Here is a 25,070-nt window from a genome sequence, read left to right on the forward strand (position 1 = left end):
TGATCTTCATCTTTGCTCATACCTTTGTCAATATATGAAAACGACAGTTTTTAATGATTGATGAGCCCGTGTTCAGCAAAAGAATAATTTCCCTCCTGCGCAATAATGCAGTGGTCAATTAACTGGATTTCGAGGAGTTGGCAAGCTTGATGAATTTGTGCGGTGAGCACGCGATCAGCTTCAGATGGAGATGGCATGCCAAAGGGATGATTGTGTGCAATCACGATCGCGCTTGCATGTTGTGAAATGGCATAGCGTAACAATTGATTGATCGAAATTTCACAGGAATTAACAGCGCCAAAAAACAATTTTTTAAAGTTTATTTTTCTTAAATGTGCATCGAGACACAGTACTGCAAAAACTTCTTGAGTCTCGGATAAAAATTCAAAACGTAAAAAATCAATCAACTGCGTAGAGTGATTTAAAGTCAGTGCATTCTGACTCATTTGCTGGCTAATGTAGCGTTTGCCAAGTTCTTTGACCGCCATGAGCTGTGCATATTTGGTTGCGCCGATGCCATGAAATTGGCTGAGATCACTTAAAGAAGCATTGAGGATAGGGCTTAGGCTTCCAAAGTGTTGAATTAATAATCTTGCCAATTCTACGGCGGAATGTTGTTGTGAGCCTGAGCGTAAAAAAATCGCAAGTAGTTCAGCATCGGATAAGCTTTGTGCACCTTGTTGGAGTAAGCGTTCACGAGGCCGTTCTTGACTGGGCCAATGTTTAATTGAGAAATTCATTTTTGTTAGACTTTTTTATTATGAGTTGCTGTGGTTTTTCCAAGTGCAATCTTGGGTCTGTCCATATTTAATGCTATTGTGAGCGCCACTGCAACAGATAGGAAGCCTGTTTGTGAGCTTCGACTTGAGTGTCATTCCAAATAAAAACATTGTTTTGGCTGTTACGGGTGGGATTGCTGCCTATAAAAGTGCGATTTTGGTTCGTCGTTTAAAAGACGCTGGATTTAATGTACGTGTGGTCATGACCGCCGGTGCACAAGCCTTTATTACGCCATTAACATTTCAGGCGCTTTCGGGTAATCCTGTGCATACAACATTGCTCGATCCAGAAGCAGAAGCAGGTATGGGGCACATTGAGCTTGCGCGTTGGGCGGATTTATTGCTGGTGGCTCCTGCCAGTTGTGATAGCTTGGCAAAATTTGCAGCGGGTTTGGCGGATGATTTACTTTCGACGCTTTACTTGGCGACGAAAGCGCCTGTCTGGGTTGCCCCAGCCATGAATCAACAAATGTGGGCTGCCAAAGCAACACAGCGCAATTTAAATACGCTCATTGAAGATGGCGTGCATGTGATTATGCCTGACGCAGGTTCACAAGCCTGTGGTGATGTAGGTTTGGGCCGTATGCCTGAGCCCGAAGATCTAGCAAATCAAGTGACTGAATACTTCCACCGTGCGCAACGTGCAATTGCGGAAAAATTTGGCTTGTTGGCTGGAAAACGTGTCACGATTACGGCAGGTCCAACCCGTGAAGCGATTGACCCTGTGCGCTATATTTCCAATCACAGTACTGGCAAAATGGGCTTTGCTTTGGCAGCGGCATGTTATGCTGCTGGTGCAAAAGTAACATTGTTGGCTGGGCCTGTGAGTCTGGACACCCCCAATGGTGTACGCCGTATTAATGTACAATCAGCAAGACAAATGCTTGATCACAGCATGCAACAGTTGGATCAAGGGTGTGATGTCTTTATTGCAACTGCAGCAGTGGCGGATTACCGTGTGGCAGAAGTGGCTGAGCATAAGATTAAGAAAGCAGGCGATGAGTTAAATGTTGCGCTGATTAAAAACCCAGATATTGTGGCGACGATTGCCCAGCAGGATAAACGTCCATTTATGGTGGGCTTTGCTGCTGAAACGCGCAATGTGGAAGAATATGCTGCCGGTAAATTGGTTGCCAAGAAGCTCGATATGATTGCTTGCAATGATGTATCCCGTCCAGATATTGGCTTTGCTTCTGATGAAAATGCCATGATTGTGTTTTTTGCAGAACAGTATCAAATGGAAAAGCGCGATTTAGAAAAAGCTTCCAAGCAAGAGATTGCACAGCAGTTGGTTGAGGCTATTCATGATGCATTACATCATGAAGCTGAAACAGATGAGTTGCTTTAAGCCTTCATTTCTTGACTCAACTTCGCATTACAAGCTGAAAGCTTGAATCAAAAAAGCCCTCAATGATTGAGGGCTTTTTTTAATTGGTTCGAGCTAAAGTAGAACTGACTTAAGCTTGGTGTTCACGCACATACTCTTCAGTACGCTTCATCGCATCTTGAATATTAAACAATGCTGTTTCAACATCTTTGAGTGTTTTTGCATTACCACCACTGAGTGCCTGACGCCATTTACGTGCGCCTGGTAAGTTTTGGAATAGGCCTAAAATATGACGAGTGATAATAGATAAAGGCGCGCCTTCAGCCATACGCTGCGAAATATATGGCATCATGCTGTGCATAATCTCAAAGCGGTCAGGTGCTTCCAAATTCCATAATTGCCCCATTTCTGCCAAAAGGTAGGGATTATGGTAGGCCTCACGTCCAATCATGACCCCATCAACATGCTTCAAATGTTCTTCGGTTTCGGCAAAGGTCTTAATACCACCATTAATTTCAATTAACAGATTCGGGCGCTCTTGTTTTAAGCGGTAGACATCTTCATAGCGTAAGGGGGGTACATCACGGTTTTCTTTGGGTGATAAGCCTTTGAGTAAAGCAATACGTGCATGCACAATAAAGTTATTACATCCAGTTTTGGCAACAGTGTCGACAAAGTGCAACATTTCTTCATAAGACTGCATGTCATCAATACCAATACGATGTTTAACCGTCACTGGAATATCCACAGCATTTTGCATTTCTGCAATACATTCTGCTACTAAATCAGGCTCAGCCATGAGGCATGCACCAATTTTATTGTTTTGTACGCGATCGCTTGGGCAACCTACATTAAGGTTCACTTCGTCATAGCCCCAGTCTTGTGCCATTTTAGTACAAGTTGCTAGGTCTTTAGGATTCGAACCACCCAGCTGGAGCACAATCGAATGTTCTTCTTTGTTGAAGTCTAAATGACGGTTCGCGCCACCAAATAAAATCGCGCCAGTGGTCACCATCTCTGTATAGAGGATGACATTTGGATTAAATAAACGTGCAAAGAAACGATAATCTTTGGTGGTCCAATCCATCATCGGTGCAACACTGATTCGAGGATTCTGTGTGTTGCTTGGTTTTGATAAAATACTCATTGAAAATCAACCTATTGAATCAGTGTTGTGTTGGATTTATTTGCATCTATTTCATCTTTTTTTGCTCTTTTTAAAATTTGATTTACGCCATAAATACGCCATAATAAGTAAAAATATCATAAGGCGTAAAAATGGGTACAATCACGCAGCGTAAGTTAGTCAATGGATCAATACGCTATCGTGCTGAAATTCGAATCAATCGAAAAGATTTACCAATATATAAAGAAAGTAAAACATTTGGATCGAAGAAAGTTGCAGCAATTTGGTTAGCAAAAAGGGAAGCTGAAATAGAAGAAAATCCTGAAATTTTGTTTGGTCAAGAAGATGTAATAGATCTAACTCTTTCTAACGCTATTTCGAAATATTTGGCGGAAGTGGGAGCTGAGTATGGACGAACTAAAACATATTCACTCAAACTTATTCAGAAGTTTCCAATCGCGCGGCATGTTATCACAAAAATTAAATCGACTCATATTGCTGAACACGTGGCCCTACGCAAAAAGGGCATTGAAGATCTAGGACTTGACCCTGTTGCATCTAGTACACTCCAGCATGAGTTGTTACATATTAGAGGGGTGCTATCTCATGCAGCGGTGATGTGGGATATAGATATTGATCTAAATGCCTTTGACAAAGCGACAGCGCAATTACGAAAAACACGCCAAATTTCTTCAAGTCAGAAAAGAGATAGGCTCCCGACCAATGATGAGCTGATGGCACTTACAAAATATTTTGTACAAAAATGGCGTAATCCGAACTATAGCTATCCAATGCATTTAATTATCTGGTTTGCGATCTACTCATGTAGACGTGAAGCGGAAATCACTCGAATGAAATTAATAGATTTTGACAGGCATAACAACTCATGGAAAATACGTGATTTGAAAAACCCAACGGGCTCTAAAGGGAATCATAAGGAGTTTAATGTATTACCTCAGTGTAAAAAAATTATTGAGCTTTTATCGGAGCAGGAAGTTAGAGCTAGAATGTTGAAAAGAGGCTATGGCGATGAATATCTGATACCTCTTAGTCCAAAAACAATAGGTGGTGAATTTAGAAAAGCTTGTAAGTTGCTTGGAATAGATGATTTAAAATTCCATGATTTGAGACATGAAGGGTGTACCCGTTTAGCTGAGCAAGGTTTCACTATCCCCCAGATACAGCAAATTAGTTTGCACGATTCATGGGGGAGTTTGGAAAGGTATGTATCGGTTAAACGAAGAAAACAGACCCTTAATTTTGAGAATTCGTTAGAGCTGACTTCGTAAAAATTTCATACTCTTTAGCTTGTTCGTTGTAACGTTTGTCTAAAACAAAAGCTAAGTCAAAAATATCAACTAAGTATGGTGATTTTTGACTTTCATCTATCTTGTAGCAAATAAATGGAAATTCCTTTTTTCTCGCTTTTTCTAATATTTTTGCTTTACTTAGATGGGGGTAATACATGGCTGCCACTTGTTCAAGAGTGGGAGTCATGGTTTTAAATTGCATGAATAAATAGTCTGATAAATTCATTTTTACTGTACTCATTTGGGAACCTTTTAAAAGAATGTTAATTTTTCGAATTCTTAGTACATAGAGCTAAGGTCTAGGTAACTAAATCAACTGAAATAATTGTAAATAAGATGAAATGGGTAATAATTCTGAAATAAGGGGAACTTTTTTAAGAATACACATTTATGCCAAAACTTAACGATTTTCAAAACAGCACAGTCAGACTATTAGATTATTTATATTTTCATGATGTTGCAGCCATGCAGAGCTTCTCAACAGAGAAGTTAAGTATATATAGTAAGTTATTAGCTACTATTGATTCATTGGCTTATCGTAGGTCTGAGGGCATGTTGATAAGGGAGCATTACAAGCATTTGTTATTGATAGGAGTAGATTTTGAGTTAGCTTTTGGAAAGGGTGAATTAATTGAAAATGATATCTATTTTCAAATGCAAGAAAAATATCGTGCCTACCTAATTCAACAAATAGAGTCGGTGGGTTTTAAAATTGATCATTATAAGCAAGATTTAAATGAAATATTAATACAAAATCCAATTCAGTTAATTACTGGTGCTGCTGCTTTTAAAATTGTTAGTCAAGTTCTATATTTTGAGTACGATAATATAAGTATAGGGGTGCTTAGTAAATTTCTAGATTTTAATTTTTTAACACTAGCTAAATATCAAAAAAAGAATAAAGTCATCAATGAGAGTTTTTTAAATAAACTTTTCTATAGGGCGATGTTATTTCTAGAGTTTGAAGTTTTTAAAAATAACTTAATTGCAGAGTATTATTCCGAAGATCAGATTGTTAACTTAAATGATTTGGAAGATTATGAAAAAGTAGCAGCTGCCATTAAGGCTAGGGGTAAGGCCAAGTCATTAAAGGGGATTGAATATGATGGATTTTATAAGCTAAAGACTAAGAATGATCTGAAGAAGTTCCTAATAAATATTGAAGAGCGATTAGGACATAATCCCATTTTTTCAGATAGTTCGGCTAATTGGATTGCCTTAATCGGTGCATGGCATTTGATACTTAAGAAAGGTAATAATCTCGATAAACCATTGTTCAAAGAGTCCCCTCAATATGTTGTGGACTCGGATATCTCATGTGCCAAGCTCGCAAGAAAAAAATTAGCTGAATTTGGTTTCTCTGTGTCTGAAAAAACTATATTTGACTGCTATGATCGTGTCTATGAAATTTACAGGCTTATACGTATAACTATAGAGTGCTTGGTGGAAGAAAAAATGTATGGAATGAACGAAAGAGTTTTTATTCATGATTTTTACTATAATCCGAATTCTAATGCATTCTTCAAGAAGCAGTTACAAGCAGCTAAGGCTAAACTTTAAAATATTAGAGCATGCTTATTTATACAGGTTGAATGAACAAACACTGTTTGAGAGCGCTATTCAGTCCAGTTGTGAACGAATTAAATTTGTTTAATCCCGATCCCATTGAACGGCAACTTGCTCATGTGTCACAGAACAGAATTCGCTCGGCATATAACCGAGCGCAATATTAACCAAGGGGGTCAGTTTTTAAATGCCGTTAGGGGGTCATTTTTACACTACCGAGGCTTTGTTGTATAAATATGTAAGTATCTGATTTAAATAAATTTAACTTTGGATCAAAAAATAATCAAAACTTTTTAAATCATATAGTTATGAAATCTTTGTGCAACAAAGCCGTTTAAAAGTGCTTTAAGCAAAGTGAATATGAGCTTAAATCAATAAAATTTTATTAAGATACCTATTTTCATTAGGTCTGCACGCACAAACCCAATCTTAGTTATATAATGGACTAGATTGGGTGTGACTGGTGGAAAGATTATTTTTACAAATATAGGTTTTCTCCATCGACTGAACAGCATTCTTTGGCATAGGTTTCATTGATGAGTCTTTCGATCATTTGCTCTTCGGACACACCATTCTTGAAAGCTAATGTAAGCAACGCTTCTCTAGCTCTTTTGGTTAATGCGTAATAGTTAGGTTTTTTCACCTTTTTCTCCTCACGGTGCTTTTTTTGATACCACGCATTAGATAATTTTTTTCTTAGAGCATAGTGAATATTTTCATCTTCATAATAGATAATATCAAATATTGAATTAATTAAAGTCTCATATTCAGATACATGTGATGCATCTCTTCTGTATCTCCTAAATTCTGAGTTTTCATTAATATGCTTTTTAGCCCATACAAAAAAATCAGAGCATGGTGATTTAAAATGACTGTTGAATTTTGTGTATATTTTGTCAAATCGATAATATATATTTTCAATTGATCTAGAATTTTCATAATAAAAAGGGATTGTATAAGCCAGATAAAGGAGCTGGAAGTATAGATTTTTTATATCTAAAATTAAGCGATCTCCTTCTTTTTCATTCAAGACTTTGCATGCAAATTGTAAGAATCTTTGATTATCTTTAATTTTATTAAAGTCAAAAGAATGTATTGTGATTCTAGATTGAAAATCCTTTAAATCACGTAAAAAATAATAGATATCATCATCACTACTATTATTCATTTCATCAATTATAAATTTACTTATGTTCCTGAGTTTATCTAGGCTGTTCAGTTTTGCGATGTCTTTTTCTATAGCATCGTTGCTCTCCCGTATTCTGCGATTGTTATCAATATTTGGGCGATGATAGACATACAGTACCCAGATAAGATCTTCATCTCGAAGTTGTGTCAGGAATGATTTAAGATTGTCTAGTTCAGAATTGCGCATTTTGTATCCTGTTTCTAAAAAGCTTACGTCATACTTTAGGCAATAAAAACAATACCTTCTACTAAGTTTTTCGCTCTATTTCCCCTTGTTTTGCACTATATTTTTAAAAGCTTTCTACTAAGGGATAAGGGGGGTATAAATAAACAATGTTTAGGCAATATAAGTTTTTAATTTAATTTTTTTATAACTAAAATTAGGTACTAAAACGATATAGTCTAAAATTCATTTTATTCCTTAATTCTAGCTTTTTTGAGACTAGAGCCTGCATGAATTTAAGCTTAAAGCAGGGAGGAAAAGTTTTTCATGTGGAGAATAGGTACTGTACTACAGGAGGAATTTGGACTCCCTAAAGCTTTGGTTATTAATCTAATCGTTTATTAGGTAACACTTTATTGTAAAGTAAACGTATATATATACTGAATTCCCTATCTCTTATGTAACTGTCACACACATAGGTTTAAACATGAGAGTTTTAATTAATCAGGAAAAACTTACACTTGAGATTGAGAAATTTTTAAAACGTTTAAAAAGAGAACGTACAAAATGGGATGGATTCTATTCACAGCTTACTAATCTGTTATTAGACTTTAATGATATTTATGATCCTGATGATGAATACACAGGTTATCTTAAATTCTTTGTAATTCTGAGATATGACTTACAGAGAATAGACTCTGGTTATCTTGAACTTATGGACGAGTTAAAGATAATTGAGTACAGAGAGATGAGAAAATGGTTTTTAGATTTATTTGAGCTTTTCAAGAAAGATTATGAAACTATTGAAAAACAGAAAGATGAAAATAAAATTGAAGTGCAGGAATATTGTAGTTCAATACTTAATAAATGCAGTCGAATATTAGTTGCTCGTGTAGACTTGGGTTATTTGCAAGAATATTCTAGTCGAATTAGAGTTGAAGATATTTATAAGGACTTAGATATACTGCTTAACCGTATCCAAAATAAAGATGGCATATTTAAACATGTGATCGGGTATATATGGGGAGTGGAGCAAGGCGGTAAAAGTAAAGGTTTTCACTGTCACTTAGCAATCATTTATGATAATGCCTATCGTGATGGAAGCGCAGCATATTGGGGAAATGAAATTATTGAGCTATGGAGGGATATTACTAGGGATTTTGGTCAAGGCTATAATTGCTGGAACCGTGAACGTATAGCGAAACTTCGAAGAGAGAATAAGCTAGGGATCGGTGTGATTTATCGTCGTGATTCAACCCAAGTGACAAATTTCATTGAGGCAATGCAATACATTGCTGATCATCACAAACGTACTCTTCAATACTTACGTGTAAAGCCAAAAGGACGAAGAGTATTTGGTAAAGGTCAGTTAAGAGTGCAGTATGATAGACGCTAAATGAAAATAATCTCAGATATACATTATCTAGATGAAAACGAGGTTTTTAACTTTGCAAGGCTTACCAATCGGTGAGCCTTTGTCATTTCTAGAGGTATATATTATGAGTTTAAATTGTCCTTATTGTTTTTCCGATCAGGTTATTCAAGTGGTTAATCAGCAGGTGAGTGGTTCTGATTCTACAGGTCTAGCAGCATCAGCTTCGTTCGCAACCATCGGTGCATCCATTTCAAAGGGTTTACCTTTGCCTGTATCACCACTGCTTGGCGGGCTTGCAGGTGTAGTCATTGGTGGTCTATTCAGTAGTGTGTTTGATGAGCCGAAAAAGCCTATCACCATGACCTACTATCACTGTAATCAATGTCAGCAAAACTTTCGTTGAGTTAGCATAGGAGATCAAAGCAATGGCACATCAAATTGAACAAATAGCCTATGTTGGCGAAACACCTTGGCATGGCTTAGGAAATCAGCTAAGTCCGAATCAACCACTGGAAGTCTGGGCACAGCAAGCAGGGATGGATTGGCGCATCGAATCATCTGATGTCAGTTACATGGCTCAGAATGAACGTGGTCAAAGCATTATCATGCCATTTGAGGAACAGCGTGTACTGTATCGCTCAGATACTCATGCACCGTTATCTGTGGTCAGTCAGCGTTATCAGGAAGTACAACCCAAAGAGATTTTGGAGTTCTATCGTGATCTGACTGAACAATCAGGCTTTGAGTTGGAAACCGCAGGGGTTTTGAAAGGTGGGAAGAAGTTCTGGGCTTTGGCACGTACCGGGCAAAGCACTGCATTAAAGTCTAAGGATGTCAGTAATGGTTATATCTTGCTGGCTACTGCGTGTGACGGCACGTTGGCAACGACGGCACAATTCACAAGTATTAGGGTGGTCTGTAACAACACTTTAGCCATTGCTCTACGTGGACAGAGCAGTAGTGCAGGTGTAGTGAAGGTTCCACATAGTACCAAGTTTGATGCAGAGAAAGTGAAGCAGCAATTGGGTATTTCAGTTCGTGCCTGGGATGAGCACATGTATGAAATGAAACAACTCACACAGCGTAAGGTGAGTCAGCAGGAAGCCAAAGCTTACTTTGATGCCGTGTTTAATAATAGCACCATGTCAATTTCCGATCCTGAAGAAAACATCATTCAGTTTTATCGTAATGTCGCGCAGCAAGTTCAGGAGAAAAAGCCTGAACCGAATGGTCGTGCCATGAATAAAGCTTTAGAGATGTTTAATGGACAAGGACGCGGTGCTGAATTGTCATCAGCTAAAGATACGGCTTATGGTTTACTGTGTTCGATCACAGAATTTGTGGATCATGAACGACGTGCCATGAGTACAGATCACCGTCTTGATTCAGCTTGGTTCGGTGCAGGTGCGGGTTTGAAACAACGAGGATTGGAGCAAGCACTTGCTTTGATCGCCTGAAATTAATTGACTCACTTATGTCGAAATCAAGTCACCCCAAACAAATGCTAGTCAGAGCACTCATGTAACCCTCTCAATTAAAACAGCAAGCAAATCGCCATACCCGACCTCGTGTCGGGTATGGCTTTTTTATGCATTTCTTTTACAGAGATCAGAACTTATAAGGATAATTCCATGAATCAAATTGTATCTATTTCCCATCAGCCTACGACTGTAGGATCAAAGATCGTAGTCAATCCAACTATCAGCACCAAACGCTCAACAGCAGCCAAGCGATTGGTCAACACCAAAGGGATGGAATATCAGGATTGGCTTGAAGTTCGTAAACAAGGTATCGGTAGCAGTGATGCCGCGACTGCCTGTGGTCTTAATCCCTACATGTCCATGTTAGAGCTTTGGCTGATCAAAACAGGTCGTCAGACTCAATCTATTGAAGATGAAAGTTCAGGTGTGGCACCGTTGTATTGGGGTAAGCAGCTGGAACCTTTGGTGGCAGAGTTCTATAGCATGCACACCCATAATAAGGTGCGACGGATCAATGCAGTACTTCAGCATCCTGATCCCGATAAATACTTTATGTTAGCCAATCTGGATTACAGCGTGGTCGGCAGTGATGAAGTCCAAATTTTGGAATGCAAAACAGCAGGTGAGCATGGAGCAAAATTGTGGCGTGATGGTGTGCCTTTATATGTGCTTTGTCAGGTACAACATCAACTGGCAGTGACTGGTAAACAGGCAGCGCATGTTTGTGTCTTGATCTGTGGGCATGAAACCAAGATCTTCAAAGTGACACGATCAGAATCCGTGATTGAACATATTGTTCAAGCAGAACGATATTTCTGGGAATGCGTGGAAAAGGATACACCACCATCCGTGGATGCAAGTGAATCCGCAGCTAAAGCGATTCAACAACTCTATCCAGCGCATGTACCTTTAACCGTAGAGGATCTCTCGCAAAATGAAAATGCCAATTTGATGTTCGACCAGCTCATCAAAATGAAGGAAGAGATTCAGAATCAGCAGGAAAGCTTTGACCAGCTTAAACATGAAATCCAGATGATGATGCAAGACAAGGAAAGGGCAGTCTTTGCAAATGGCTCAGTAGTCTGGAAGAAAGCTAAGGACTCTATCAGTCTCAATACCAAAGCATTGCTTCAGCACCAGCCTGAACTCATCGAGCTTTATCCACTTCAAAAGCAGGGCAGTCGTCGATTCAACATCTATACCGACTAAGCCCGATCCACAGCACCCAATCGAAAATTCACAAAAATCGCTCCCCGCTCTCTACCCTTCGGTAGAGAGCAAATCGGTCGCGATTTCTGTAGCACTTTATCTGGCTCTACATTCTTTGGGTAACTTATTTGGTCCTTGTTCTGACCTACATACATAGACCCAAATTTGTAAGGTAATACATTAAGGAATATCAACATGATTAAAGGTTTAGCTATTACTCCACCAATTCTGGGGCGTATCAGTATCGGTCGTATGATCGAAAAGAATGGTAAGCGATTGCCTGAAAAAGATGACCAGTTCACCATTACTTCTCAGATTCAAAGCAAAGAAGGCTGGGTGAAGCATCCACTGGATGAACAGCTCCGAGCGAATGCTCCGAATCAAAAGCTACGCTCAATCCCCGTCAGAATGATCTTCAATGATCCTGATCTGAACTTACGCGCTGAATACACCTTATTTGACCGACAGACCGGTCGTCCCGTCTGTGTCGGTAATGGAGAAACCTGCCAACGTTTAACCAATCAAGGCGTGGAGCAACATCCCTGTCCATCCCCTGATTTATGTCCATTGGCTCAAGGAGGGAGCTGCAAGCCCTACGGGCGTTTGCATGTGAACTTGGATGAATCGGATGAATTTGGAACTTTTATCTTTAGAACCACGGGTTTTAACAGCATTCGAACTTTGGCTGCACGGCTGAGTTATTACCATGCGGCATCAAATGGTTTGTTGTCTTGCCTCCCATTGCAGTTGATATTGCGGGGCAAGAGTACGACACAGAGTTATCGTCAACCAGTGTATTACGTGGATTTAACTTTAAGGGAGGGGATTAGCTTGAATGAAGCCATTATGCAAGCGAAGCAAATGGATGAGCAGAGTAAGCAGGCTGGGTTTTATCAGGAGGCTTTGGACTTTACGGCAAGGAAGGGTTTTGGGAATGGAAGGATGGACGTAGACATGGAGGAAGGCTTGGAGGTAGTTAAGGAGTTTGATATAGATGAACTTATTGAATCTGAACCCCTGCAAACTAGAACCAAAAAGGGATCTAAATCAGGGCCTAAGTTCCATCAGGGAGAGGGTGTTGTACAAGAGATTCAGAAAAGCTTGCAGCAGAATGTACGGGTTGTAAATTAAAAAAACTTAAAGAGAACAGCGAGTTCTCTTTAATTTATTTATTTTTTTGCTTGTATTAAAAAATAAATAAGATGATTGAACCTAATACCAAACGATACCAAGCAAAAACTTTTAAAGTATGTTTTTCTACAAATTTAACCATGGCTTTTACCACAAGCAAAGCTGCGATGAATGCGGTTACAAAGCCTACGGAAATATTCAATAAATTTTCTGAAGTTAAAACATCAACGTTGCGAAATATGTCATAAGTAGCGGCACCAAGCATTGTTGGTATGGCAAGGAAAAAAGAAAATTCAGTAGCTGCTTTACGTGATAAACCCGCCAACATCCCCCCAATAATGGTTGCACCAGACCGTGAAGTCCCCGGAATCATCGCAAGACATTGAACCAAACCAATAACAATGGCCTGTTTGAATCCAATATTGGTTGCCTCAATGGTTTGGACTTTAAAATTTTTAGCTTCTACAGCAAAAATTAACAGTGCACCAATAATCAGTGCAGATGCAACAACCGAAGGACTGAATAAAACTTGTTTAATAAAATCAACAGCTATAACTCCGATCACTACTGCAGGAATAAATGCAATGAAGACATTTATCGCAAAACGTCTCGCATGGTAATCACCTGATATAAAACCATGTAGTAGATTAATAATTTTTTTACGGTAGAGCCAACAAACGGCTAAGATTGCGCCCAGTTGAATGACAACTTCAAAGACACGGCCTGAGTCTGAATGAAAATCAATTAAATGGCCAAATAAAATTAAATGACCAGTACTGGAAATGGGTAAAAACTCCGTTAAACCTTCTATAAAACCTAAAAATAAGGCTTTAAGTACTGAAATTATATCCATAAATAAAGTGAGTCACAGAATAATAATAGCCATCACTTTTAAGATATTTTTCTGCATTTATAAATTCACTGAGCCAAATTTTTACGCTTTCTTTACGCGGCATCCAAAGTTATGGATAGAGACTTTACGGTTTTATTTTTCATACTAGATAGTGGAATATCCCAATACTTAGGATGAAAAACATGAGTGCGGTCATTCACGCGCATCAGCAGGTACAGCATCAAAAAAATTGCGTTGTACAAAACAATCAAAATATATCTTATTTCAACTTCTTTAAGCAGATTTCAGCTCTGAAACATAGGAGTGAAATGCCATGTTAGAGTTTGCTTTGCTTTTAGCCATCGTCTTTGTTCTGGCTTATCCCTTGGGTAAATACCTCGCAGCAATTATGCACAACCGCGATATGAAAATTGATCCTCTATTCAATTGGATTGAAAAGCCCATTTACGCGGTTTTAGGAATCAATCCCAAACGGGGGATGAATGTCAAAACCTATTCATTCAATTTTATCATGAGCTGTGCAGTGATCGGTTTAGTGACTTGGACTCTATTTATGGTTCAAGCCAGCCTGCCGTTGAACCCAAACCATGCACCGAATATGTCATGGGATTTGGCGCTGCATACCATGATTTCGTTTCTGACCAATACCAACCAGCAGCACTATTCAGGACAGGTGCAACTGTCATATTTATCGCAAATGGTCGGCATTGTCGGCTTGCAGATCATCACGCCGATGATGGGCCTGGCGATGGTGGTGGCTACAGTTCGAGCACTGTTCTACAAACAATCCAATGCACTTTCTGAAACCGATCAACAGACCAGCTTTAAGCATAAAGTGCAACAAATTAATATCGGCAACTATTGGGCCGATGTGATTCGTCCGACGTTCCGCTTTCTGATTCCTTTATGCATGGTTTGGTCATTATTGCTCACTAGCCAAGGCGTACCATCGACTTTTCAAGGCGGCCCAGAAGTTCAAGTCATCGACCAAAGCAGCGAATTAACAACGCAAAAAATACCTTTAGGCCCTGTTGCGCCCATGGTAGCAATTAAGCAATTGGGCAGTAATGGTGGTGGCTGGTATGGTCCGAACAGCAGTGTACCTTTGGAAAATCCTACACCATTGTCAAACTTTCTGGAAATGCTTGCGATTTTACTGATCCCTGTTTCGGTGATTTTTATGCTGGGCTTTTTCACCAAACGCGCCAAATTCGCAGGCTTGGTCTTTGCTTCAATGCTGCTGATGTCGATCATTTCTGCGACTAGCGCTATCTGGTCAGAAAGCCTTTCATCGACTTCGACATTGCTTTCCGCCATGGAAGGTAAAGAAGTGCGTTTTGGCGAGGCATCATCTGCTTTGTGGTCAGCGGTCACCACCCAAGTCAATAACGGCTCAGTGGATATGATGCATGATTCATCTGCACCGCTCACAGGTATGGTGCAATTGTCCAATATGCTGATCAATGCCATTTGGGGCGGGATTGGCTGTGGTTTACAGCAATTCATTATTTATCTGTTTTTAGCAGTCTTTATTGCAGGCTTAATGACCGGCCGCACCCCAGAATTGTTTGGCCGCAAAATTGAAGCCGGTGAAATCAAGCTGCTCGCTGTTGTGATTTTGATCCAACCCATCGTCATTCTTGGTTTAACCGCAATAACTGTATTTTTTCCTGAATTGACGGGCAACAGTAATCCGCAATACCACGGCATTTCTCAAGTGCTGTACGAATATGTGTCTGCATTTGCCAACAATGGCTCAGGCTTTGAAGGGCTATCAGATAATACCGTGTGGTGGAATGTCACATGCGGTATTGCTTTATTGCTCGGCCGTTTCCCGACATTAATTATTCCTTTAATCATCGCTACACGTTTAGCTGCCAAACGCCAAGCACCTGAAAGCAGCGGCAGTTTAAAAGTCGAAACGCCAACATTCGCACTGACTTTAATCGCCATTGTGGTGATGTTGACCTTATTGCAATTTATGCCAGTCCTGGTCTTGGGGCCAATTGCTGATCATCTGTTATTGGTTCAAGGTTAAGGGTGAGTACAATGAATCATTCAAAACAAACTGTTCAAACACAGCAAAACACTATCGCTTCAACCTTATTTCAAGCTGAATCATGGAAAAATGCCTTTATTAAACTGCTACCGCAGCATGTGATTAAAAATCCGGTGATGGCCATCGTTTGGCTTGGGACGCTGATTACACTGGTTAGTACAATTTTGGGGCAAGCCAGTCTGGTTTTTGGCTTATTGGTGACATTGATTTTATTTGTGACTGTTCTCTTTGCCAATTATGCTGAAGCCCTTGCCGAAGCTAAAGGCCGCGGACAGGCGTCATCCCTGCGTCAAGCGCGTCAAAATTTGACGGCGCGCCGGATCCATTCTAAAGATGATATGGATGGGGTGCAGATTTCAGCGGCTGAATTGAAAATGCATGACTTGATTGAAGTGCGTGCAGGGGAGTTCATTCCCGCAGATGGTGAGATCATTCAAGGCTTTGCTACGATCAATGAAGCTGCTGTAACAGGTGAATCTGCGCCGGTACTGCGTGAAGCGGGCACGGATAAATCAGGGGTGATTGGGGGAACCAAAGTCTTAACCGACCGGATCATCGTTCAAGTGACGGCAGAGGCGGGAAATAGTTTCCTTGATCGAATGATTGCTTTGGTCGAAGGCTCAAACCGTCAAAAAACACCGAATGAAATAGCTTTAGGTATTTTACTGACCGTGATGACTGTGACTTTTATCATCGTCGTGGTCAGCCTGCCGTTGATTGGACATTTCCTGCATATTGAAATCAGCCCGATTTTATTGGTGGCGCTATTGGTTTGCTTAATTCCAACCACCATCGGCGGTTTATTGCCAGCTATTGGAATTGCAGGGATGAACAGAGCGCTCAAAGCCAATGTGATTGCCAAATCAGGCAAGGCGGTTGAAGTTGCAGGCGATATAGATGTTTTACTACTCGATAAAACCGGAACTATTACTTACGGTGACCGTCAGGCGACTGCTTTTTATCCCTTAACAGGAGTGACGGAGTCTGAACTTCGCCAAGCGGCGGTACTGACTTCTTTGGCCGATCCAACGCCAGAAGGTAAATCGGTGGTTGCTTTGGCCAAAGAGCAAGGTGAAAGAGTGGCCGAGCCTGAACAGGCTGAATTTATCGCTTTTAATGCGTCCACACGCATTTCAGGCCTTAACTTGGCGGATGGTCATCAAGCGCGTAAAGGCGCTATGGATGCCATTCTTAAATTCGCTTCGCAAAACCTTGAAAATCATGCCGAATTGAAAGCGCGCGTAGAACAAATAGCTTCAAAAGGGGCAACGCCGCTGGTCGTGGCTAAAGACCAGAATTTGTTGGGTGTCATTGAACTATCAGACGTGATTAAGCAAGGCATTAAAGAAAAATTTGCGCGCTTACGTGAAATGGGCATTAAAACTGTGATGGTGACCGGAGATAATCCGCTCACAGCAGCGGCCATCGCAGCAGAGGCTGGTGTGGATGATTATATCGCTGAAGCGAAACCAGAAGATAAACTCACATGCATTCGAACCGAGCAAAACAAAGGACATTTGGTAGCGATGGTCGGTGACGGTACTAATGATGCACCGGCGTTGGCCCAAGCAGATATTGGCTTAGCCATGAACTCGGGAACGCAAGCAGCCAAAGAAGCAGGCAATATGGTGGACTTAGATTCTGATCCAACCAAATTGCTATCTGTGGTTGAAATAGGCAAACAGCAGCTGATTACTCGCGGTGCATTAACCACCTTTTCCTTGGCGAATGACGTATCAAAGTATTTTGCAATTTTGCCGGCATTATTCGTCGCGGCAATTCCGCAAATGCATGTGTTAAATGTCATGCAACTAGGCAGTTCTGAAAGTGCCATCCTGTCTGCGCTGATCTTTAATGCGATCATTATTCCTCTGCTGATTCCAATTGCACTGCGCGGTGTGAAATTCAAACCTTCGACATCTACCCAATTATTGCGCCGCAACATGCTGATTTATGGTGTGGGCGGGGTGCTGCTACCGTTTATTGCCATTAAAGCGATTGATCTGCTGATCAGTCCAATCTTGGCCCTATAAATTTTTTGAGGATGACAAAGTGAATATGCAAAATCATCAATTGGCAGACTCATCATGGGGTGAGAAACTGCGCGCTTCGTTTGGAATGACCATCATTGCTCTAGGCTTATGCGGCTTTGTATATAGTGCTGCTGCAACCAGCTTAGGACAAATGCTCTTTCCAAAACAAGCCAACGGCAGCTTGATTGTCGAAAATAATCAAGTGATCGGTTCACGCTTAGTGGCACAGCCTTTTGTCCAAGTTCAATATTTCCATCCGCGTCCATCTGCCGCAAATTATGATCCTATGGCGATGGCCGGAAGCAACATGGCGAGAACCAATCCTGAACTGCAGAAAGCCATAGAGGAACGGCTGAATCGAATCGCAGCGAAGGAACAGATTGAAAAATCTAAAATTCCTGCGGATCTGGTCACCGCTTCAGGCAGCGGCATCGACCCTGAAATTAGCGTGCAATCAGCCATGATTCAAGTGAAGCGGATTGCCCATGCACGGCATATGCCTGAACAGAATGTCGAAAAACTGATTCAGTCGCATACGGTTCAGCCGATTTTTGGGATTTTAGGGCAGGCACGTGTCAATGTGCTTGAATTGAATTTGGCTTTGGATCGGGGCGGGAAGTGATATGAATGGCTTGATGATTAAAATATAGTGATTGAAAGCTATTGAATAATCTGAATTAAGTTATATACGATTGTTGGGCGAGGGGATGTTCTATACCTCCGCCCAACGGTGGCATCCATATTGCCCAGCAATAGCCAAGCTGACTTTAGACGCATTTAAATGAATTTAAAAACATCTTTTAAAGCAATAAATAAAGATTACTTCTATGACTGATCCACGAACCAATAAAGCCGATGTTTTGCTGCAACATACACAGCGTTATCAGTCTGGGCGGCTGACGATTTTTTTAGGCGCAGCTCCGGGCGTGGGAAAGACCTTTGCCATGCTGGTTCGTGCGCATGAACTGGCGCTGCAGGGTATTAATATCGTCATTGGCTATGTAGAAACGCATGGCCGTAGAGAAACTGAAAATTTAATTTCTGGTTTAGATATAATTCCGCGCAAGGCTATTGAATATCAAGGGCAGCATCTGGAGGAAATGAATCTAGATGCCGTTTTGGATAAAAAGCCCAGTATTGTTTTGGTGGATGAATTTGCCCACACTAATATGCCCGGCAGCCGTCATGAAAAACGCTGGCAAGACATCAATGAATTATTAGATGCTGGTATTGATGTTTTTACCACCATGAACATTCAGCATTTGGAAAGTTTGAATGATGTGGTATATCAAATCACTGGGATTCGTGTCACTGAAACCGTGCCAGACCGGGTGTTCGAACGGATTAGAGATATCCGCTTAATTGATTTGCCTGTGAATGAGCTGTTGGAGCGCTTAAACCAAGGGAAGGTTTATGTGCCTGAGCAGGCGGAACAGGCCTTACAGCGATTTTTCAACAGCTCCAACTTAACGGCACTGCGTGAACTGGCAATGCAAACCGTTGCCAATTATGTTGATAATGATGTACGCGAAAATTTCGCCATTCAAGGGCTTGCTCAAATCCCCTTAAAAAATCATGTCTTAATTATGATTGATGGTAAAGGGCATTCTGAAGCTTTAGTTCGGACTGGATGTCGTATTGCCGAGCATCGTGTGGCAAACTGGACGGTTGTTGCTTTTTCTCATGATACGCAAATCATGAATAAACAGGAAAACTCGCAAAGCCGTGAAATAGAACGGGCTTTAAACTTAACGCGTCAAATGGGCGGAATGACAGAAGTCCTTCACGGCCAGCAACATGCTAAAACTTTATTTGATTATGTGATGGACCGCGGCATTTCAACCTTAGTTTTAGCGCAAGCGGCTCCGCAAAAGTTTTCTCTGAATTTAAGGCTCAATTTGATTGATCAGTTGTTGCAATACCGGCCCAGTTTTGAACTCAGTATTGTGCCGATTATTGCAGAGAATAAGCATCTGTCCTTTTTCACTCAAAGGGCATTCTTGTCGCTAAGAGAAATACAGTACGTACTAGCCACCACGGTCATCAGCATTGTGATTGCAAGCTTAGGGGAAAAGTATTTAGGGATTGAAGATCTTTCGGTGATTTTTATCACCGCTGTGGTTTTTGTGGCATCAAAAACACGGATGCTGGCTGCAGCTTTTTCAGCCATCCTATTCTTTCTAGCTTATAATTTTTTCTTTATTTCCCCGCAATTTACATTTCAAATTTCTGCACATCAGGGGATTGTCACCGTGATTGCATTTTTGGGCGCGGCTTTAATTTCGAGCCGATTAGCGTCACGTTTGAAAGAGCAGGTGACTGCACTCAAAACGGCGAACAGTTATAACAGCATTATGCAGGATTTAGGGCAGAAGCTGTCCACAGCATTAGATTTGGCACAAATCAAGGAGATTGCTGAACATAGCCTGAGTAAAAATCTCAATGCAGATGTCTGGCTGTATTTCCCAGATACTGCAGCAACTCAAGCATCATCCACTATCATGAGTAATAAAGAAAAAATTTCAGCCGATTGGACATTCAAAAACCATCAACCGTCCGGTCGCTTTACCCAAACCTTGACGGAAAATGAGTGGTGGTTTTTGCCCTTATTGGCTTCCAAGCAATGCTTAGGCGTGGTGGGGTTGAAACTTAAAGATGTGCAAGCAGTAATCAATACGGAGCAAAAACAGCTCGCTGAACTCATGGTAGAGTATCTTGCGCAGGCGATTTTCCGCACCCAGCTGACCAAGGCTTTGGAAATAGCCAATGTGAATTCTGAAACGGAAAAATTGCGCTCGGCATTATTATCATCCGTATCGCACGATTTACGCTCGCCTTTGGCGTCGATGATTGGAGCAGCGGATACTTTGAGCACTTACCGCCATTCCATGAATGAAAATGATCAGGACAGCTTGCTGGAAGCGATTCATTTAGAGGGGGAGCGTTTAGACCGCTATATTCAAAACCTACTGGATATGACCCGTTTAGGCCATGAAGGCTTAAGCTTGAAGCGGGACTGGATTGGAGTTGATGAACTGATCGGTTCAGCAGTGCGCCGTTTAAACCGTTATATGCCAGATGCATTGGTTGAAGTGCGTGCGCCTCAAGAATCTTTGAGTTTATTTGTACATGCCGCCTTGATTGAACAGGCCATTTTTAATGTGCTGGAAAATGCCGCAAAATTTTCACCAGAGAATAAAGCTGTGATGATTGAGGTGCAGCAGGTGAATGAAAATGAGATCGAAATTGCCATAACTGATAAGGGGCAGGGTATCCCGGAAGGTGAGCGGGAACGCATTTTTGACATGTTTTATACCATGCAGCGCGGTGACCGCGGGCAATATGGTACAGGATTGGGCTTGACGATTGTGAAAGCGATTGTGGGTGCGCATATGGGGAAAATCATGGCATCATCAGGCAAGAACAATCAAGGAACATGTATCCGCATACAGCTTCCTATTCAGCAAATTACTTAAAGCATCTAGCAGCTTTTAGGTGGGAAAATGCCAGAACAGAATGAATCAGCCAGCTCCATGACCAATGTCTTGATTATTGATGACGAAAATCAGATTCGAAAATTCTTGGATATAGCACTCAGAGCGCAAGGCTATAAAACGCTTTTGGCTGAAAATGGCCAAAAGGGCTTGGAACTCCTAGCTTTGCAAGGTGCGGATTTAGTGATCCTCGATTTGGGTTTGCCAGATTTGGATGGTTATGAGGTTTTGTCTGAGCTTCGCACATGGTCGCACGTTCCAGTGATAGTGCTGTCTGTGCGGGCAAATGAAGAAGAAAAAGTGAAGCTTCTGGATGCTGGCGCAAATGATTATGTGACCAAGCCGTTTAGTGTTCAGGAGCTGATGGCGCGCATTCGTGTACTGCTTAGGCAGCATCAGCATAGTACTGTTTATACGACAATTTTTGATGATGGCGTATTAAAAATCGATTTTTCCAAACGGCAGGTTTTTTTAAATCAACAATTGCTCTCCTTAACGCGCAAAGAATATCAGCTGCTGAATTTATTGGCGAAAAATAAAGGCCAATTGATTACCCAGCCGCAAATACTGAAAGAGCTGTGGGGGCCAACGCACCAAGAAGATACGCATTATTTAAGGATTCTGGTAGCTAAATTAAGAGTGAAGTTAAATGATAATGCTGTGCAGCCTAAATATATTATTACTGAACCGGGAGTGGGTTTGCGATTTTTGAAGATTTATTAATATTAAATATGCCATTTATTTTACATGAGTCTATTGTTATTTTTATGTTTTAACTTATTTTAAATTAGCTTTTTCGTGGTTTTAATAGTTTAAAAAATAATCATATTAGTTGGGTGCTTTTTTACGGTTTATTTACGTTACATTCGGTAGAACTTGTTTTATTTTGATCATTGTTAATATTTAACAGGACAAAATAATGAGTAATTTACTCATGGCTAGACATAATATAGCTGACGAAGAAGCGGTCCCTGAATCCATGCCATCTGCGCGTCAATGCTGCGATATTGAAGATATTCTATTTTCAGAAGAAATCGAAAACTATTTGCAGCGCTATCCCAATACCCGTCATGTTGAGATTTGCCTGCACGATCTGAATGGTCATGTCCGCGGCAAGCGCATAGATATTGTCGGTCTAAAAAATATTGCACAAGGCTGTTATTTCCCAATGTCTATTTATGCCATGAGTCTTGATGGAGAAGTGATTGAAGAATCGGGTTTAGGAAAATCGATCGGTGAGCCGGATTATTTATGTAAACCTATATTGGGAAGCCTGCAGCCCTGCGCTTTAAATCCAGAGTCCAAGGCACAGTTATTCCTAACCATGAAAGATGACAATCATCAAGATTGCGAAGTTGAACCGCGCAATATTTTAAAAAAAAGTTTAAGAGCGCTGCATGATCAAAACTTTTATCCTTGCATGGCCGTAGAATTGGAGTTTTATTTATTTGACAGCAATGAAAAATCTGGCTCCAATCAGATTTATTTAAATCAATGTTTTGATGTGAATGCGCAAGATAAATATCAAGACGTTCTGGATGAAATTGAACGGATTGCCCTTTTGCAGGGGATTCAGATTACAGGCTTAGTCTCGGAATCATCTTCCGGGCAATACGAAATTAATATTCAGCATAGCGGTGATATTTTGAAGCTATGCGATCAGATCATGATGCTAAAGCGCACCATTAAGCAAGTCGCTGTAGAACATGGGTTACATGCAAGCTTTTTGGCTAAGCCTGATCTGAATAAAGCGGGCAGCGGCATGCACTTTCACATGAGTTTGTTAAATCAAGACCAGCAGAATATTTTCAGCATGAAGCAGAATCCTTTACCGTCACGGCAATTATTAAAGGCGATCAGCGGGCTGATAGTCTTGCTGCCGCCGTCCATGGCCGTGCTTGCCCCGAATGTAAACTCATTCCGCCGGTTTAAAGCTGGAAACCATGTGCCCTTAGAAGCTAATTGGGGCGTGAATAACCGCAATGTGGCCATTCGCATACCATGTTCGGACAATGAAAATCAACGCTTGGAATATCGTGTTGCAGGTGCGGATTGCAATCCTTATTTAACTGCAGCCCTGATTTTGATCGGCACACTGCATGGGTTGACACAGAATCTGGAAATTCCACAGCAAGCCACTCAGATAAAAAATAAACATCAGCCGCACTTTTTAAGTACGAATCAGCTGGATGCTTTAACATTTTTTCACCGGAATACTGTTTTGCAAAAATATCTCGGCAAAAGATTTATGGAATTATGGTGTGCAGTTAAACGTGCTGAGCATCAGTATATGTACAGCCAAATTACTTTGATCGAACAACATTGGGATATTTAACTGCTTAAAAATGTATAACACGATAAATAATGAACATGATGCTAGAAATCAGAAGCTCAATGAAGAATTGTATTTGAAGTATAGTTTACAGGAAATTGATTCTGACATTTTAGTAAAGAAATACCAGTATGCGTCAAAAAGTATGAAAAAAATAATTCATACTATTTTTAAAGAAAGAGGTTTTAATCGAAGTGAGATAGATCATATATTGAAATCACTCAAGTAAAATAATTATGCCAATAGAATTGCTGATACTATTGGCATTTAACTTTTAAAAAGATTTAGTCAGGGTGAATACTGCTTCAGTTTTTACCCCTTTTTTATTTTGACTTGTAAAGTCTTTGGTTTTTAAATTACTACCAACCGCTGCTAATTCTGCATTTATTCCCATTGGCTTATAGCGGTAAGTTGCACCAATTTTCCAATCAAAAAAATGGTCTTTTGCTTCAGAACCATAAATGTCCTGATTTGCTTTGGAATAACCTAAGCTAACATTTGTGCCAAAATTAGTTTGAGCAATCGGTGTAGCATATAAGACATTAAAATACCAATTTGAGATATCTTTACCTATACTGTCACTGGTAGCTTTGCCACCATAGTTATAGGTATAGCTTATGCTTGGTGTAAAGCTATCGTTCTGATGCAGCAACGCATTAAAGATCATTTTGAAATAGTATTCATTATAATTTAAATCGCTGTTGCCGATGTAATTGTAGCGCAGCATGCCTAGATCAACTGCAGGATGGATTGAACCTAGCGCGATTGGCGCTGTATAGCCGATCTGGGGATCCAGTTCTAAATTTACTTCGTCATCAAAATCAACATTCGATGCAAATGCAGCAAGATAAAATCCTGAAGCATGGCTTAAAACAAAGTTTCCCTGCAAGGCCGGATCATTCTGGGTTTGCGTTTGGCCGCGCCAGCGGTAGTCGCTGGCCAATGATACATTACCTGAAAAGCTTAAAGCGGGAGAGCTTTCATCTCCAGTAGCAAAAGCATAACTTGAATAGAGCGGTATAAGGCTAAAAAGTAGATGGTATAATTTTTTCATAACACTTTAAATTAGTAGTCATTGAAGTAATGTATGTTATGGTTTAATTTATTGATATATAATAAAATTATCGTAAATTTTGCGTAAAATAAGTATAAAATTTAAGATGAATATTTTTTAAAGTCGCAGATTCAAATCCCAAGTGCAACACATTTGTAGTTAGTTGAAAAAGTTAGGTGTATTCATAGAATCATTAGACTTTACCGCAAGGAAGGGTTTTGCCAATGCACGGTTTGAAACGGATATAGAGGAAGGGTTAGAGGTGCTGGAGGAATACTACCCTGAACAAGAACAAAACCGTACGGTGGAGCAACAAGCTTCGCCTGAAGGGTTTGTGCAGGGTATTCAGCAAGGGTTGCAGCGATCAGTAAGACCCGTCAATTAATCGATTGGTTGGAAAAGAGCAACTTTCTAGGTTGCTCTTTTTTTTTACGACATTATAAGACGTAGCAGTTGTTAAAGGACTATTTTAGCTAAAGTTATCCCGTTAAAATGACAAGCCTTAATTAATCTCTATTTTTTTTGGTAAGTGCATGACTTTTAATAGGTCGCAGATATGCTAACTTAGCAACATTGTTTAACATTAAGTA

Annotated in this window: 21 protein-coding genes and 2 pseudogenes; 17 read left to right on the forward strand and 6 right to left on the reverse strand. The window is 40.4% G+C overall.

Features of this window, described 5'->3' with window-relative positions:
* Positions 1-50: 50 nt before the first annotated feature.
* On the reverse strand, positions 51-740 hold the full coding sequence (radC, locus tag EXE29_RS04400; RefSeq protein ID WP_120363999.1) for a RadC family protein: 690 nt from the start codon (positions 738-740) through the stop codon (positions 51-53).
* Positions 741-852: 112 nt separating this feature from the next.
* Between radC and coaBC the strand changes: the two genes are divergently transcribed.
* Positions 853-2,127, forward strand: coding sequence for a bifunctional phosphopantothenoylcysteine decarboxylase/phosphopantothenate--cysteine ligase CoaBC (gene coaBC / locus EXE29_RS04405; protein ID WP_117007173.1), 1,275 nt, complete (start codon positions 853-855; stop codon positions 2,125-2,127).
* Between the two features lie 109 nt (positions 2,128-2,236).
* On the opposite strand, the gene dusA is transcribed toward coaBC, so the two are convergent.
* The gene (gene dusA, locus EXE29_RS04410) at positions 2,237-3,253 is read right to left on the reverse strand and encodes a tRNA dihydrouridine(20/20a) synthase DusA (protein ID WP_120364000.1); all 1,017 of its coding nucleotides are present in this window, start codon (positions 3,251-3,253) and stop codon (positions 2,237-2,239) included.
* 131 nt (positions 3,254-3,384) lie between these two features.
* On the opposite strand from dusA, the gene EXE29_RS04415 reads away from it, so the two are divergent.
* On the forward strand, positions 3,385-4,521 hold the full coding sequence (locus EXE29_RS04415; protein ID WP_010115612.1) for a site-specific integrase: 1,137 nt from the start codon (positions 3,385-3,387) through the stop codon (positions 4,519-4,521).
* On the opposite strand, the gene EXE29_RS04420 is transcribed toward EXE29_RS04415, so the two are convergent.
* On the reverse strand, positions 4,487-4,783 hold the full coding sequence (locus tag EXE29_RS04420) for a pyocin activator PrtN family protein (RefSeq protein ID WP_029574588.1): 297 nt from the start codon (positions 4,781-4,783) through the stop codon (positions 4,487-4,489). The genes EXE29_RS04415 and EXE29_RS04420 overlap by 35 nt on opposite strands.
* 149 nt (positions 4,784-4,932) lie before the next feature.
* Between EXE29_RS04420 and EXE29_RS04425 the strand changes: the two genes are divergently transcribed.
* Together EXE29_RS04425 and EXE29_RS17685 are read left to right on the forward strand one after the other, a co-directional pair.
* Positions 4,933-6,102: a hypothetical protein gene (locus tag EXE29_RS04425; protein WP_228198708.1), complete on the forward strand. Its 1,170-nt coding sequence runs from the start codon at positions 4,933-4,935 to the stop codon at positions 6,100-6,102.
* Between the two features lie 47 nt (positions 6,103-6,149).
* Positions 6,150-6,275, forward strand: a pseudogene (locus EXE29_RS17685) (tyrosine-type recombinase/integrase); the annotation flags it as partial.
* Positions 6,276-6,586: 311 nt separating this feature from the next.
* On the opposite strand, the gene EXE29_RS04435 reads toward EXE29_RS17685, so the two are convergent.
* Positions 6,587-7,483 carry a hypothetical protein gene (locus tag EXE29_RS04435; protein WP_106984578.1) on the reverse strand — a complete coding sequence of 299 codons (897 nt, stop codon included), beginning with the start codon at positions 7,481-7,483 and terminating at the stop codon, positions 6,587-6,589.
* A 463-nt stretch (positions 7,484-7,946) separates the two neighbouring features.
* Here EXE29_RS04435 and EXE29_RS04440 point away from each other — a divergent pair, with 463 nt between their 5' ends.
* The 5 genes from EXE29_RS04440 (at position 7,947) to EXE29_RS04465 (ending at position 12,655) form a co-directional block, all read left to right on the forward strand.
* Positions 7,947-8,855, forward strand: a complete 909-nt coding sequence (locus EXE29_RS04440) for a YagK/YfjJ domain-containing protein (RefSeq protein ID WP_106984579.1) — start codon at positions 7,947-7,949, stop codon at positions 8,853-8,855.
* A 103-nt stretch (positions 8,856-8,958) separates the two neighbouring features.
* Positions 8,959-9,237, forward strand: a complete 279-nt coding sequence (locus EXE29_RS04445; protein WP_120364056.1) for a hypothetical protein — start codon at positions 8,959-8,961, stop codon at positions 9,235-9,237.
* Positions 9,238-9,259: 22 nt separating this feature from the next.
* The gene (locus EXE29_RS04450; RefSeq protein ID WP_106984581.1) at positions 9,260-10,291 is read left to right on the forward strand and encodes a DUF932 domain-containing protein; all 1,032 of its coding nucleotides are present in this window, start codon (positions 9,260-9,262) and stop codon (positions 10,289-10,291) included.
* Positions 10,292-10,465: 174 nt separating this feature from the next.
* Positions 10,466-11,524 (forward strand): YqaJ viral recombinase family nuclease, encoded by a 1,059-nt coding sequence (locus tag EXE29_RS04455; RefSeq protein WP_120364001.1) that lies wholly within the window; start codon positions 10,466-10,468, stop codon positions 11,522-11,524.
* Between the two features lie 195 nt (positions 11,525-11,719).
* The gene (locus EXE29_RS04465) at positions 11,720-12,655 is read left to right on the forward strand and encodes a recombination directionality factor (RefSeq protein ID WP_106984584.1); all 936 of its coding nucleotides are present in this window, start codon (positions 11,720-11,722) and stop codon (positions 12,653-12,655) included.
* A 55-nt stretch (positions 12,656-12,710) separates the two neighbouring features.
* Here the strand turns inward: EXE29_RS04465 and EXE29_RS04470 are convergent, their stop codons facing one another.
* On the reverse strand, positions 12,711-13,508 hold the full coding sequence (locus EXE29_RS04470; protein ID WP_004281622.1) for an undecaprenyl-diphosphate phosphatase: 798 nt from the start codon (positions 13,506-13,508) through the stop codon (positions 12,711-12,713).
* 313 nt (positions 13,509-13,821) lie between these two features.
* On the opposite strand from EXE29_RS04470, the gene kdpA reads away from it, so the two are divergent.
* From kdpA to EXE29_RS17865, 7 genes are all read left to right on the forward strand, one after another.
* Positions 13,822-15,546 (forward strand): potassium-transporting ATPase subunit KdpA, encoded by a 1,725-nt coding sequence (gene kdpA / locus EXE29_RS04475; protein WP_106984585.1) that lies wholly within the window; start codon positions 13,822-13,824, stop codon positions 15,544-15,546.
* Between the two features lie 11 nt (positions 15,547-15,557).
* On the forward strand, positions 15,558-17,600 hold the full coding sequence (gene kdpB, locus EXE29_RS04480; RefSeq protein WP_106984586.1) for a potassium-transporting ATPase subunit KdpB: 2,043 nt from the start codon (positions 15,558-15,560) through the stop codon (positions 17,598-17,600).
* Positions 17,601-17,625: 25 nt separating this feature from the next.
* A complete protein-coding gene (gene kdpC / locus EXE29_RS04485; protein ID WP_227865915.1) occupies positions 17,626-18,222 on the forward strand; it encodes a potassium-transporting ATPase subunit KdpC in 597 nt (198 codons plus the stop codon).
* A gap of 205 nt (positions 18,223-18,427) precedes the next feature.
* A complete protein-coding gene (locus EXE29_RS04490) occupies positions 18,428-21,076 on the forward strand; it encodes an ATP-binding protein (RefSeq protein ID WP_106984588.1) in 2,649 nt (882 codons plus the stop codon).
* A gap of 27 nt (positions 21,077-21,103) precedes the next feature.
* On the forward strand, positions 21,104-21,817 hold the full coding sequence (locus EXE29_RS04495) for a response regulator (protein WP_010115588.1): 714 nt from the start codon (positions 21,104-21,106) through the stop codon (positions 21,815-21,817).
* Positions 21,818-22,013: 196 nt separating this feature from the next.
* On the forward strand, positions 22,014-23,429 hold the full coding sequence (locus EXE29_RS04500) for a glutamine synthetase family protein (RefSeq protein WP_004679616.1): 1,416 nt from the start codon (positions 22,014-22,016) through the stop codon (positions 23,427-23,429).
* A 10-nt stretch (positions 23,430-23,439) separates the two neighbouring features.
* A complete protein-coding gene (locus EXE29_RS17865; RefSeq protein WP_106984590.1) occupies positions 23,440-23,655 on the forward strand; it encodes a hypothetical protein in 216 nt (71 codons plus the stop codon).
* A gap of 45 nt (positions 23,656-23,700) precedes the next feature.
* On the opposite strand, the gene EXE29_RS04510 is transcribed toward EXE29_RS17865, so the two are convergent.
* Positions 23,701-24,480: a TorF family putative porin gene (locus EXE29_RS04510; RefSeq protein ID WP_106984591.1), complete on the reverse strand. Its 780-nt coding sequence runs from the start codon at positions 24,478-24,480 to the stop codon at positions 23,701-23,703.
* A 196-nt stretch (positions 24,481-24,676) separates the two neighbouring features.
* On the opposite strand from EXE29_RS04510, the pseudogene EXE29_RS17810 reads away from it, so the two are divergent.
* Positions 24,677-24,865 (forward strand): annotated as a pseudogene (locus EXE29_RS17810) (hypothetical protein); the annotation flags it as partial.
* Between the last annotated feature and the right edge of the window lie 205 nt (positions 24,866-25,070).

Origin of the sequence: Acinetobacter sp. WCHAc060006 (assembly GCF_004209135.1) — a bacterium.
Taxonomy (GTDB): Bacteria; Pseudomonadota; Gammaproteobacteria; order Pseudomonadales; family Moraxellaceae; genus Acinetobacter; species Acinetobacter cumulans.

Coding starts and splice junctions, on each gene's coding strand:
- EXE29_RS04445 (WP_120364056.1), top strand. CDS start 8,959: ATGAGTTTAAATTGTCCTTATTGTTTTTCCGATCAGGTTATTCAAGTG.
- EXE29_RS04440 (WP_106984579.1), top strand. CDS start 7,947: ATGAGAGTTTTAATTAATCAGGAAAAACTTACACTTGAGATTGAGAAA.
- EXE29_RS04510 (WP_106984591.1), bottom strand. CDS start 24,480: ATGAAAAAATTATACCATCTACTTTTTAGCCTTATACCGCTCTATTCA.
- EXE29_RS04435 (WP_106984578.1), bottom strand. CDS start 7,483: ATGCGCAATTCTGAACTAGACAATCTTAAATCATTCCTGACACAACTT.
- kdpA (WP_106984585.1), top strand. CDS start 13,822: ATGTTAGAGTTTGCTTTGCTTTTAGCCATCGTCTTTGTTCTGGCTTAT.
- EXE29_RS04450 (WP_106984581.1), top strand. CDS start 9,260: ATGGCACATCAAATTGAACAAATAGCCTATGTTGGCGAAACACCTTGG.
- EXE29_RS04455 (WP_120364001.1), top strand. CDS start 10,466: ATGAATCAAATTGTATCTATTTCCCATCAGCCTACGACTGTAGGATCA.
- EXE29_RS04495 (WP_010115588.1), top strand. CDS start 21,104: ATGCCAGAACAGAATGAATCAGCCAGCTCCATGACCAATGTCTTGATT.
- EXE29_RS04420 (WP_029574588.1), bottom strand. CDS start 4,783: ATGAGTACAGTAAAAATGAATTTATCAGACTATTTATTCATGCAATTT.
- EXE29_RS04470 (WP_004281622.1), bottom strand. CDS start 13,508: ATGGATATAATTTCAGTACTTAAAGCCTTATTTTTAGGTTTTATAGAA.
- EXE29_RS04465 (WP_106984584.1), top strand. CDS start 11,720: ATGATTAAAGGTTTAGCTATTACTCCACCAATTCTGGGGCGTATCAGT.
- EXE29_RS04500 (WP_004679616.1), top strand. CDS start 22,014: ATGAGTAATTTACTCATGGCTAGACATAATATAGCTGACGAAGAAGCG.
- EXE29_RS04415 (WP_010115612.1), top strand. CDS start 3,385: ATGGGTACAATCACGCAGCGTAAGTTAGTCAATGGATCAATACGCTAT.
- kdpC (WP_227865915.1), top strand. CDS start 17,626: ATGCAAAATCATCAATTGGCAGACTCATCATGGGGTGAGAAACTGCGC.
- EXE29_RS04425 (WP_228198708.1), top strand. CDS start 4,933: ATGCCAAAACTTAACGATTTTCAAAACAGCACAGTCAGACTATTAGAT.
- radC (WP_120363999.1), bottom strand. CDS start 740: ATGAATTTCTCAATTAAACATTGGCCCAGTCAAGAACGGCCTCGTGAA.
- kdpB (WP_106984586.1), top strand. CDS start 15,558: ATGAATCATTCAAAACAAACTGTTCAAACACAGCAAAACACTATCGCT.
- dusA (WP_120364000.1), bottom strand. CDS start 3,253: ATGAGTATTTTATCAAAACCAAGCAACACACAGAATCCTCGAATCAGT.
- EXE29_RS04490 (WP_106984588.1), top strand. CDS start 18,428: ATGACTGATCCACGAACCAATAAAGCCGATGTTTTGCTGCAACATACA.
- EXE29_RS17865 (WP_106984590.1), top strand. CDS start 23,440: ATGTATAACACGATAAATAATGAACATGATGCTAGAAATCAGAAGCTC.